This is a genomic window from Solitalea longa (assembly GCF_002920915.1).
In the GTDB taxonomy this organism is placed as follows: Bacteria; Bacteroidota; Bacteroidia; order Sphingobacteriales; family Sphingobacteriaceae; genus Solitalea; species Solitalea longa.
The window spans coordinates 262506-274599 of sequence record NZ_PQVF01000005.1 but is presented as its reverse complement, the minus strand read 5'-3'; the positions used below and the strand labels follow the sequence as shown (position 1 = coordinate 274599).

The 12094-nt window shown below is 38.9% G+C and carries 11 protein-coding genes; 8 read left to right on the top strand and 3 right to left on the bottom strand.

Translation table 11 applies throughout. The annotated features are described in order from the left end of the window. Positions 1 to 17: 17 nt before the first annotated feature. Together C3K47_RS08655 and C3K47_RS08650 are read right to left on the bottom strand one after the other, a co-directional pair. Positions 18 to 794: a hypothetical protein gene (locus tag C3K47_RS08655; protein ID WP_103788726.1), complete on the bottom strand. Its 777-nt coding sequence runs from the start codon at positions 792 to 794 to the stop codon at positions 18 to 20. Positions 795 to 983: 189 nt separating this feature from the next. Continuing rightward, positions 984 to 1622 (bottom strand): hypothetical protein, encoded by a 639-nt coding sequence (locus C3K47_RS08650; protein ID WP_103788725.1) that lies wholly within the window; start codon positions 1620 to 1622, stop codon positions 984 to 986. Positions 1623 to 1731: 109 nt separating this feature from the next. Between C3K47_RS08650 and C3K47_RS08645 the strand changes: the two genes are divergently transcribed. Beyond that, complete coding sequence (locus C3K47_RS08645) at positions 1732 to 2454, top strand: DUF2490 domain-containing protein (RefSeq protein ID WP_103788724.1); 723 nt, start codon at positions 1732 to 1734, stop codon at positions 2452 to 2454. A gap of 62 nt (positions 2455 to 2516) precedes the next feature. Further along, positions 2517 to 3248, top strand: a complete 732-nt coding sequence (locus C3K47_RS08640; RefSeq protein ID WP_103788723.1) for a DUF2490 domain-containing protein — start codon at positions 2517 to 2519, stop codon at positions 3246 to 3248. Between the two features lie 80 nt (positions 3249 to 3328). Here the strand turns inward: C3K47_RS08640 and dapF are convergent, their stop codons facing one another. Then, positions 3329 to 4108 (bottom strand): diaminopimelate epimerase, encoded by a 780-nt coding sequence (dapF, locus tag C3K47_RS08635; RefSeq protein WP_207765262.1) that lies wholly within the window; start codon positions 4106 to 4108, stop codon positions 3329 to 3331. A 148-nt stretch (positions 4109 to 4256) separates the two neighbouring features. Between dapF and C3K47_RS08630 the strand changes: the two genes are divergently transcribed. From C3K47_RS08630 to C3K47_RS08605, 6 genes are all read left to right on the top strand, one after another. After that, on the top strand, positions 4257 to 5750 hold the full coding sequence (locus C3K47_RS08630; RefSeq protein WP_103788721.1) for a Do family serine endopeptidase: 1494 nt from the start codon (positions 4257 to 4259) through the stop codon (positions 5748 to 5750). Between the two features lie 249 nt (positions 5751 to 5999). Beyond that, positions 6000 to 7196: a porin gene (locus C3K47_RS08625; RefSeq protein WP_103788720.1), complete on the top strand. Its 1197-nt coding sequence runs from the start codon at positions 6000 to 6002 to the stop codon at positions 7194 to 7196. A 41-nt stretch (positions 7197 to 7237) separates the two neighbouring features. Continuing rightward, the gene (aspA, locus tag C3K47_RS08620; RefSeq protein ID WP_103788719.1) at positions 7238 to 8647 is read left to right on the top strand and encodes an aspartate ammonia-lyase; all 1410 of its coding nucleotides are present in this window, start codon (positions 7238 to 7240) and stop codon (positions 8645 to 8647) included. Positions 8648 to 8673: 26 nt separating this feature from the next. Next, on the top strand, positions 8674 to 9732 hold the full coding sequence (locus tag C3K47_RS08615) for a type II asparaginase (RefSeq protein ID WP_103788718.1): 1059 nt from the start codon (positions 8674 to 8676) through the stop codon (positions 9730 to 9732). Between the two features lie 175 nt (positions 9733 to 9907). After that, positions 9908 to 11260 carry an anaerobic C4-dicarboxylate transporter family protein gene (locus C3K47_RS08610; RefSeq protein ID WP_103788717.1) on the top strand — a complete coding sequence of 451 codons (1353 nt, stop codon included), beginning with the start codon at positions 9908 to 9910 and terminating at the stop codon, positions 11258 to 11260. Positions 11261 to 11391: 131 nt separating this feature from the next. Further along, on the top strand, positions 11392 to 12081 hold the full coding sequence (locus tag C3K47_RS08605) for a succinate dehydrogenase cytochrome b subunit (protein WP_103788716.1): 690 nt from the start codon (positions 11392 to 11394) through the stop codon (positions 12079 to 12081). Positions 12082 to 12094: the final 13 nt, after the last annotated feature.

Genomic DNA, 12094 nt, shown 5'->3' with positions numbered 1-12094 from the left:
CCGGCTATTTTTTTAAGCTATTTTTTCGAAGTGGTTGTTGGCATACAAGATAAATCGGGATGGATTTTTCCGTTTTTATGGTCAAAACGGCTTATAACAGTCCATGTTTTGTTCATTAAGGCTTCGCCTTCTTCTCCCAGTAGTTTATCAACTTCCTGCGATTTAGAATAATAATCGTTGGCGTTTTTTGCACTCTGAACAACAATAAATACTGGTTCCAAGCCGATATCCCCTAAGTTAAACCGGTAGCCCGTTGGAGCTTTTTTCTTCTCAAATAAAGCTTTCCACTCTTTGGCTATTTCCATAGCTTCTTTTTCTTTTTCAGGGTTGATGTAATAAAAATCCCAGTGTCTGAAAGTGTTTTCTGCAGGGAAATCAGGCATATACGATAGATCGGCACGATACCTGACCATAAAATCCCTATGAGTGGAGAATGTTCCATCATAGTTTTTCATCATTGATTCCATTGCATCTTTACCCATTGCTTTTGATAATTGACCAAAAGCGTTGTCAACCATGTCAATACCGGCATAATTATTCACTGGAATTACATAGATGTAGGAAAAATCATCACGGCTTGCCACCCAGTACATTATTGATCCGTTGGTATTTTTAATCATTGCATCTGCCAGTCCCTTGGCTGCCTTTTCATACATCACTGCCTTTTCCGGTATTACTTGGTCCTCGTGAACCAGGTACAAAATGCCCTTGTTGGTATCCTGAGCTTTTGCAACAATGCATGACGCAAGAACTAATATTGAAGTGATAAATTTTGTGAATGAATGAACTTTCATAAGTACCTCCTTGTTTTTATAATGAAAGAAAAGGAATTTCAATTCGAATAAAATGAATAGAAATGCTGATTTGAGGTTCTGAATGAATGTGTTAAGGTTTACAGCGGATGATGGAAAGCTGTTAAGTTTTATGGGCTGTAGAAGTTAAATTTACAATTAATTGAAGATAAAACACTGAATAACAATTAATTATTGTTGTTTTTTAAAATGAAATGTTCTGGATCCAACAGGTTGATCCGGCGAACCGGGTAAAAAAGCAGCATTAATTTCATTTTCACCGATAGAGAAACTAAGGTCATCAAAGAAAACCTCTGATAGGTCGCATGTAGGTGCAATTAAAAATGAGTTTTTATCTTTATCAAGCGTAAGGGTGGTTAATCGCAAGCTAAAAATCGGGTGGTACATTTGCAGAAAACGTGCGGTGTCAAGGGGATATCTTACTTCACCGTTTTCATTAGTTGTTTCTTCATTATCGTTCAATCTGCAGGCAACATACCGGTAAGGGCGATTTAGCGTGTCGGCTACACGTAGCGTAATAAATTTATCCTGGGTTTTTGTTGCGCTGGAAAGTTTAAAATCAGCCAAAGGTTGTTTATGAAAGCTATTGAATATTATTTTATTGCCTTCTTTCTTCCAAAGACCTTTTCCCCATTTGTCGGCCGCTCCGTAGGAAAAAAAATATTCGAAGGTTCCATCCTCCAATAGTTGGAAGCCAGCAGCGGTTTCCATTACGCCATGAAGCATGAAAATCCCTGTTACGTTTTGGGCATTTGCTGCGCTTACTATCAGTAATAGAGCAAAAAGAAATGTTTGTTTGAGGTAGTTCATTGTAAAAAAAGCTGTCTATCTTAAATTAATAAACTTATAGCACATATTTTTACAATTGAAATCATCTTAGATGATATAAAAAACATACCCTAATTGAAATCGAAGATTTATGTTAAAAAAAACAACTACCCTTTTTGCGTTCATTGTAATGCTTTTTTCCATACCCACAGCATCAGGTCAAAGTCAAAGTTCTGGATGGGCCGCATATATCGGATCTTTTCAGTTTAAACAATCTAAGTTTGGGTTAATGTTTGATGCCCAGGTCCGCTCTTCAGATGAATATGTTCATTTACAACAATATCTTTTCCGAACGGCCTTAACCTATAAATTTAATAAGCATTATACAGCTTCTGCGGGCTATGCTTATGTTTCTAGTTATGCGGTAATTAATGGTGTTTCTGATCGTGTTCCTGAGCACCGTGCCTTTGAACAGTTCTTTATAAATCATAAACTGGGTAGTATCTCATTAATACACCGCTTTAGAAATGAACATCGTTGGATCGCAACCGCCGCCGATCCGAATGATTTTAATGCCCAGCAACGTTTTAGGTATTTTCTTAGAGGAGTCATTCCTTTTCAAAGGGATTCTGTATTTAGCAAAGGGGTCTTTTTTTCGTTTCAGGAAGAGATCATGTTTAATTACATCAATAAAGAAGTAACCAATAACAGTTTCTTTGATCAAAACCGGGCCTTTGTTGGAGGGGGTTATCGATTTAATTCTAAAATAGATCTGGAAGTAGGTTATATGAATCAATTGGTGAAACAAAGAAGCGGAAACACCCTTACCAACAATATTTTTCAGCTAGCCATTTATACAAGGCTTAATCTATAATTAAATTATAAATCCCGAAAAAGGTAAATACCAGTATCTTTGCGCCTCATAAAAAATTATGAATGAAGATACTGGTTTATTTTAAACGCTACTTACTCGTTTGTTTATTACTGGTCCTGTCATCTGCCACATTACTTGCACAAAACATAAATACGGCCTGGCTTACCTTTAACACACGCTTTCAGAGTGCGAAAACGCCTTGGGGTGGTTTTATTGACATTCCTTTACGGACAACAGATAATTATGAGCACTTACAGCAAATTATTATTAGACCCGCAATTTCTTATAAATTAAATAACCATTTTACTGCAGCCGCCGGCTATGCTTATGTATTAAACTTTAGTTATAAGAATGAGGAGAGGCTGTATTCTGATGAGCACAGACTTTGGGAACAGGTAATCTATAATCATAAGTGGGGCAGCGTTTTATTCTATCATCGACTCAGAAATGAGCATCGTTGGATAAGTTCAGTAGTTTATCCGGATGACTATAAAACCCAGCAGCGTATTCGATATTCCTTAAGAGGGATGATCTGGTTTAATCAGGATTTGTTATTTGAAAAAGGGTTTTATGGGGTGTTGCAGGATGAGGTTATGTTTAACTATGTAAACAAAGAAACCACCAATAATAGTTTTTTTGATCAGAACCGACTTTATACGGCTATTGGCTTTAAATTTAAAAGGCTAATTGACCTGGAGGGCGGTTATATGAATCAACAACAGAAACAGAAGAGTGGGGCAACCTCAACAAATCACATTATTCAGTTAACGATGTTTACCAAGTTTACGTTATAGTAGTAAAGCCCCTGATCAAGTTATAGTTTAACCACAGAATTATGCTTTACCAGAATTATTCTGTGGTTAAGTTTGCAAGATTAGAGTTCTATTTCACCTTCAAAAACATAATCAGCCGGCCCTTCAAGATAAATGTCAGTGAAGGCTTTTCCATTAGCAGTAGTTGCTGTTACCGCCAAATCTCCTCCCATTGCTTTAATTTTTGTGGTGTGGGTTCCTGTAATTTTCTTCTTATTCATCATTGCCAGGGCAACGGCAGTAACACCGGTCCCGCAAGCAAGGGTTTCATCTTCAACACCGCGTTCATATGTCCTAACTACTAAATGATCGCCCTTGTCTTCTACAAAATTCACATTAATTCCTTCGACCTTAAAACGGCCATTGTATCGGATGGCGCGCCCTTCTTTAAATACGTCGAGATTTTTAACATTTAAAACCTCTTGTACAAAATGCGGAGAACCGGTATTGAGTACAAAATGGTCGCCATTAACTTCAACATCATTCACGTCGATCATATGCAAACTCACGCCTTTTTCTGTCATCTTGGCATAATGAGGACCGTCTACGGCAATAAAGTTTGTGTCTTGTTCAAATATGCCAAGTCGGTTGGCAAAGGCCGTAATACATCTTCCTCCGTTGCCGCACATGCTACTCGGATTGCCATCTGAATTGGCGTAAATCATCTCAAAATCAAAGTTTTCGTGATTTTGAAGCAGCATGATCCCATCTCCACCAATGCCAAAACGACGATCGCATAAGTGTTTAAATAACTTTACGTTAATATTAATTGTGGCATTTCTATTGTCAATCAATACAAAGTCGTTTCCGGCGCCTTGATATTTATAAAACTTTATCTTCATGAAAATTTCACTTTCGGGTAATAATTTTGAATACGAACCGTTTCGTAGAGTGTAAATTCATTTTTACAAAACTAATAGAAATGATAGTTGGTTTTTGCAACAAACGAGTATTAATTTTGAATAGCAATTGATTTTATAAAAAGAAAACATGAGAAAAATAGCTTTAACATTATTAACTGCCAGCATGGGTGGTATAGTGGCCGTTGGGGCATATAAGGTTTTCGAGAACAAAGGCGAAACCAGTATTGAAGACAAACAAAATGTAAAATTTGTAAGCTTTGGAGAAAAAGGCAATATGGTTGGTTCGGCCGGCGATGTTGATTTTACTTCAGCAGCAGCAATGGTTACTCCGGGTGTAGTTCACATAAAAACAACCTACACAACAAGTGGCAGAGGGCAGCAATACAGTCCTTTTGAAGATATGTTCGATGATTTCTTTGGAAATCGGGGAGGAGGGCGTAGTCGCCAGCCACAGCGGGCTTCCGGCTCAGGTGTAATTGTAACTCCTGATGGTTATATTGTTACCAACAACCACGTAGTTGACGATGCCGATGAAATTCAGGTTGTTTTAAATGATAAGCGATCATATAAAGCCAAGCTTATTGGGAAAGACCCAAACACCGATTTGGCCTTAATTAAAGTTGAAGGGAAAGACCTTCCATTTATAAAATACGGTAATTCCGACAATGTTAAAGTTGGCGAATGGGTATTGGCCGTAGGCAATCCGTTCAACCTTACTTCAACTGTAACAGCGGGTATTATCAGTGCAAAAGCCAGGAATATCGGTATTTTGAGCAATCAAAATGACCCTGATGCGCGTCCAATTGAAGCCTTTATTCAAACAGACGCAGCCATTAATCCCGGCAACAGTGGAGGGGCATTGGTAAATACAAATGGGGAGCTTGTTGGTGTTAATGCTGCCATTGCTTCGCAAACCGGCGCTTATGAAGGCTATGGTTTTGCAATTCCGGTGAACCTTGTTAAAAAGGTTATAAACGATATCTTAAACTTTGGTACTGTTCAGCGCGGTTATTTAGGTGTTCAGTTTAATGAAAACAATGCTGAACTGGCTGAGAAAAAAGGACTGAAAACCTTTAATGGGGTGTATGTTGAATCGGTTATGGAGGGTGGTGCTGCTGCTGCCGCAGGTATTAAATCAGGCGATTTGATCACCAAAATTGAAGGTAATTTGATCACTTCAGGTTCTGACCTACAAGAGCAAATTGGCTTACACCGTCCGGGCGATGCCATTAATTTAACCGTTTTACGTAATGGTAGCGAAAAGGATTACAAAGTAATTTTGAAAAATGCAGAGAACAATGCTTCCTTGGTGAAATCAACTTCGAGTGCAACATTCGATGCGCTGGGAGCTAAGTTTAGCCCGTTAAATGATGCCGAGAAGAAAAAATATAAGATACAAGGAGGGGTAAAGATCAGCGCTTTAAAAGAGAATGGCATTTTATCGCAATATGATATTCAGCAAGGATTTGTAATTACCCGTGTTAATGGAAAAACCGTTTCATCAGAGGAAGAGGTTAAGGCTGCTTTAAGCAACAGCCGCAACGGCATGGTAAATCTGGAAGGGATCTATCCTGATGAGCCATCATCACGTTATAGTTTCTCATTTCCTGCATCAAAATAAAAATAAGTCTTACGGCTATATAAAAGGGTGTTAACCAGCGGTTAACACCCTTTTGTGTTAACAATAAATTATAGAAGCAAAACTTTCTACTTATATTTTATTTGTGTAATTTAAATTGCATAAAGCGACCTTCCCTACATAGATTCATAAGTTCAAAGTTTAGTCTTCATTTTAGCCAAACAGCACACCGCAAAAAGCAATGAATAAACTTTATGTCAACTAAGAAATTCTAATTTAAACTTACAAACCATGAAAAAAATTATTTACGCTCTCCTCGTTTTGCTTACCCCCATTTTTGCAAGTGGGCAACAGCAAATTGACTCAACTATTGCCAAATCAATTATCCCTCTTGATAAGCAGGAACTGCTGAAAAACGTAAATCTTATTGCTAATATCCGTTCTGCCGGCAATGCCTACTTTGATCAGAATGGATTTAATAATTTCAGATTTCAAATGGAACAATTTCGCCTTGAGTTTAAAGGAAATGTCAGTAAAAGGACATATTTCCGATTCAGGGACCGCTACACCAGACCTGCCACTTCCGAATCCGTTGATAATCTAAGTCGTTCTACAGATTTGGCTTATGTAGAGTTTAAAATGAAAAAGGATTCTGAATTTTGGCATTTGTCCTTTGGTAAAATGTGTGCCGATTGGGGTGGCTTTGAGTTTGATACAAATCCAATCTTTATTTATCAATACACCGACTTTATTAATGCCGCAGATAACTTTTTAACCGGTATCGGATCGCGTTTCAAGGTAAGCAAAGATCACTCTTTCTCCTTACAGGTCTTAAATACACGTACTAAAACCTTTGCAGAGCTCTATCCTGGTGATGTGGGTTTTATTGAAGAAAGTAAGGCGCCGTTAGCCTATATTGCTAACTGGAGAGGACATTTGCTTGGCGATAAGCTCCAAACAATCTGGTCGTACAGTTTATTCAATGAGGCTAAGGAATATTTCATCAATTACGCATCATTTGGTATCCAGGTGATTCCTTCTTCAAAATTTAGGATACAATTCGATTATAAATGGTGCAGCGAGCAGTTGGACCGAGAAGGTATCGTTACCAACTACATAAAAACAGGGGATGAATATGATGATCGTACCGCTCAGGGAACGGTTTACAATAGTTTTTGGACTCGCCTTGACTACCGCTTGGTACCTAAAGTGAACCTGTTTTTCGTAGGGTTTATAGATAAGGGAAGATGGGATAAGGCAGATACTTATTATAGCAATGCCTCGTCGAACCAAGATATTTATACAGGTTATTGTTATATTCCGGGTGTGGAATTTCTGCCATCTAAAGACCTTAACATTAAAATATTTGTAAGTTATGTGGGCCATGATTATCGCTTTACCGACTTTTCAAAAAACACATTGAACAGAACCAATTATAGCAATAACCGATTTACTTTTGGTATCAGCACACCTTTAGTTTTCTTGTAGTAAACAGTATTTAAAAACCAATCATTTTAAAAATTATAGCTATGTCATCAACGCGAATTGAACATGATTTTCTTGGCGAGAAGGAGATATCCAACTCAGTTTATTACGGAGTACAAACCTTAAGGGCCCTCGAAAATTTTAGTATTACAGGCATTCCTATTTCTAAGGAACCATTATTTATTCAGGCCTTTGGTTTTGTTAAGAAGGCCGCAGCGCTTGCCAACCGTGATTGTGGAGTATTAGATGCTAAAGTTACCGAAGCCATAGTTTACGCCAGCGACAAATTAATTGGAGGGGAGTATGGTGATCAGTTTGTTTCAGATTTGATTCAGGGGGGTGCCGGAACCTCATGTAATATGAATGCAAACGAGGTTATTGCCAACATTGGTCTGGAGTATTTGGGATATCAGAAGGGCGATTACGATCATCTGCATCCCAACAATCATGTTAACTGCTCGCAATCCACCAATGATGCTTATCCAACGGCATTTAGAATTGCGCTCTATAAGAAAATTGATATTTATGTAAAATCATTGGAGGCATTACAAATATCGTTTTCAAGAAAAGCAAACGAGTTTAAGAATGTGCTGAAAATGGGCCGTACGCAGCTGCAAGATGCTGTTCCCATGACATTAGGCAGCGAGTTTCATGGATGGGCAACCACCATTGGAGAGGATATCCAGCGTATGCGCGAATCTCAAAAACTGATCTGCGAATGTAATATGGGGGCCACAGCAATCGGCACACGCATCAATGCCCCTGACGGGTATCCTGAGTTATGCACCAAATATCTTGCAGACATTTCGGGTATTCCAATTACGTTAGCTGAAGATCTGATTGAGGCAACTTCAGATACAGGAGCGTATGTTCAGATTTCGGGCACCTTAAAGCGAAGTGTTATAAAAATATCTAAAATCTGTAATGATCTGCGACTCTTATCTTCTGGTCCGCGTACGGGTATAAATGAAATTAATTTGCCTAAAATGCAGCCAGGGTCATCCATAATGCCCGGAAAGGTAAATCCGGTAATTCCTGAAGTGGTCAATCAAACAGCTTATTATGTTATTGGTGCTGATGTTACAATTACACTTGCTGCCGAAGGCGGACAGCTTCAGCTAAATGTAATGGAACCTGTGATTGCTTTTAGTTTGTTTACTTCTTTGGAATACATGACAAACGCGATTCATACACTTATTTCAAAATGTATTAATGGAATTACAGCCAACGAAGATGTATGTAAGAATCTTGTAATGAACAGTATTGGCATTGTTACTTCGCTGAATCCAATATTAGGTTACGAAGAATCAGCTTCAATTGCCAAGGAAGCACTCAGTACAGGCAAATCTGTTCACGAAATTGTTATAAAGGATCGAAAACTGATCACCCAGGAAAAATGGGATGAGATTTACAGCATTGAAAATATGATCCACCCTAAGTTTATTAAAGAATAAATGGTTTAATTCAAAAAGATATCTATATGAAACGCTCTCTCACAAAATTTACTTTATTGCTTATTGCAGTAACCATTTCATGTACAACATTTGGTCAAAATGTGCGTGTTAAAATACTTGCTACAGGAGGTACTATCGCCGGCGCGGGAGCTTCGGCCGACAGAGCCGCGTATACTGCAGGCAAGTTACCCATTGATGAATTGTTAAATGCCGTACCTCAAATACATAAATTGGCAAAAATAACCGGCGAGCAGGTGGCCTCTATCGGTAGCCAGGACATGTCGGTAGAAGTTTGGCTCAAATTAGCTAAACGCATAAATGAGATCTTTGCCAAGAACGAAGCCGATGCAATTGTAATCACCCATGGAACCGATACCCAAGAAGAAACTGCTTACTTTTTAGATTTAACGGTAAAATATAATAAACCTGTGGTGTTGGTAGGTGCAATGCGCCCTGCAACAGCTATCAGCGCCGATGGGCCCAAGAATTTATTAGATGCAGTTGTTGTGGCTGCCGACCCTAAGAGCCAGGGACGAGGGGTTTTACTGGCAATGAACGAGCGAGTATTTGATGCTAAATCGGTTACTAAAACTAACTCTACTTCATTGGAAACCTTCCTTTCAACGAACTTTGGGCCTATAGGTCTTATTTACGATAAAAAGGTTGAATATTATTACACCCCGGTTCGTAAATCGGGCACAAGCACACCATTTGATGTATCTAATTTAACTTCTTTGCCTAGGGTTGATGTTGCGTATATGTATGCCGATGCTGACCCAACAGCTCTCAATGCATTTGTTTCTGCAGGAGCCAAAGGAGTTGTATTTACCGGAGTAGGAAACGGCAATATGAATAAGAAGAATTATGATGCTATAAAAGCTGCGACTGATAAAGGAGTTATTGTGGTGCGTGCAACCAGAACACCCGGAGGACGAGTAACACTTCATGATGAAGTTGACGATGCCGCTTTGGGCACCCTTGTATCAGATGATTATAATGCTCAGAAAGCCCGTATTTTATTAATGCTAGCATTAACAAATACCACAGATAAGGCTAAAATTCAGAATATGTTCTTTGAATATTAGAATGGTTTTTGGCCGAGTAAGGTTAAGCAACAAGTATTACGTTATATGAAATTCAAAAAGCACATTCGATTTTGGGACTTAGTTCCCAAAGCCAATGTGCTTTTTTATTTATAAGACGGGAATAATGGGCAAGCAAAAATGATTTAATGGTAATTTCTTATTTCAACTACCGAATATGATTTGGCTACAGCTTATAGTATTACTAGCAATGGTCCTTATAGGATCGCACCTGAAAGGTATCGGTTTGGGTTTAATGGGGGTGCTGGGTATGTTCATCTTTGTTCAGTTTTTCGGGATGAAACCTGCACAGCCGCCGGGTGATATTATGCTTATCATCCTTAGCATCGTTACCTTGTCGGCAGCCCTTGAAGCGGTAGGGGGGTTGAACTATCTTGTTAGTGTTGCTGAAAATGTAATTCGCAGTAATCCTAAAAATGTGACCCTAATAGCACCTTTGGTTTCTTTTGTATTGTGTCTCTTTGCGGGAACATCACATGTGATTTATTCATTGCTTCCAATTATTTCCGATGTGGCTGCCAAGAACCGAGTTCGTCCTGAACGGCCACTAAGTGTATCGGTAATTGCATGTCATGCATCATTAACCGGAAGTCCGATGGCGGCCTGCACAGCAGCTTTCGCCTCAATACTTTCAATTAAGGGTATCGTTCCTTTCGACATTATGATTGTTTGTATTCCCTCCTGTTTTTTGGGATGCATTGCTGCCTCGCTGGTAATGTATAAGTATGGAAAGGAGTTGAATGATGATCCTGTGTTTCTCGAAAAGATGAAGGACCCGGAATTTGCGGCTGCAATTGACATGAAGACAAGTGCTAATGCGGGCCAGCAAGATATGAGGAAGGCAAAGATCGCAGTTGGGATTTTTGCGATGGCAATTTTAATAATTGTCCTTGGAGGCTCATTTCCTCAATTGGTTCCTAAAACTGCAGAAGGCAATGCCAACTTTCACGTTAATGCCGACGGAACACTGAAGATGGTGACCATAATCGAAATCATTTCCCTTTCTGCTGCTGCAGTTATGGCATTGGTAACAAAAACAAGCGCCGATAAAATTGTAAAAGCAAGTTTGTTTACTTCAATGGCAAGCGCACTTGTTTCGGTTTTTGGTGTTGTGTGGATGGCAGCTACGTTTATGGATCATAATAAAGAAATCATCACTGGATCTCTTGGTGCAGCGGTGGCCGATCATCATTGGCTGTTTGCAGTTGCCATATTTGTTATGGGTATATTAATGTTCAGCCAGGGAGCCACCACAAAATCAATGATGCCTTTAGGTTTAGCACTGGGGCTGTCTCCTGCGGCATTAATCGCTATGTTTCCAGCTGTTAACAGTTTTTTTGTGCTTCCTGGTTACCCTACAATTCTTAACGCAATTTATATGGATAAAACAGGGTCGACCAAAATTGGCAATTTCGTTATCAATCATAGTTTCCTCCTGCCGGGTATGGTGCAAATGGTTGTTAGTATTTCAGCCGGTTTTTTGTTCGCTAAGTTATTTGGTGTTGGATAAGTGATATGTAAAGAGTGCTTAGAGTTAAGGATTCAGAAAAAGCCTGATAGAACGAATCTAAATAAGCTGCGATATAAGCGTTTTTTCAATTTTTAGATACATTTGTGTGCAAAAAATAAATTCTCGTAAAAATGAGTAGTTCTTCATCTTTTTTTACATCATCCTTGGGGCGAAAGTTTGTGATGGGCATCACAGGCATTTTCCTAATCACATTTTTAATAGTGCACGTCGGGGTTAACGCAATGGTTTTCTTAGATAGTTCGGGTGAGCTATTTAATACGGCGGCTCATTTTATGGGCACTAACTGGTTGATCCGATCAATGGAGTTTGTACTATTCGCTGGTATCATCTTACACATTGTTCAATCTGTTGTATTAACACGTGCCAATAAGGCGGCCCGTCCTGAAGGATACGCAGTATCTGGTTCAAATGTTAACAGCAAATGGTATTCAAGATCAATGGGTTTATTGGGAACATTAATATTGATGTTCTTAATTATTCACCTTTGTCATTTCTGGGTTGAGGCTCGTTTTGGCATTTGGGGTGGAATTCCTGAAGGAACAGTGGCCGGCACTCATGATATGTTTGCTCAAATGAAAATCATATTCAGCAACCCTATCATTGTTGCAGTTTATGTACTAGCTATGATCTCGTTATCGTATCACTTAATGCACGGATTCCAAAGTGCATTCCAATCCTTAGGATTAAATCATTACAAATATACCCCGGCTATTAAAGCTATTGGAATATGGTACTCTATCATCGTTCCTGTATTGTTCGCTTTGATGCCTTTATATGTTCATTTCGTTATTAACAAGTAAACACTGATCATCA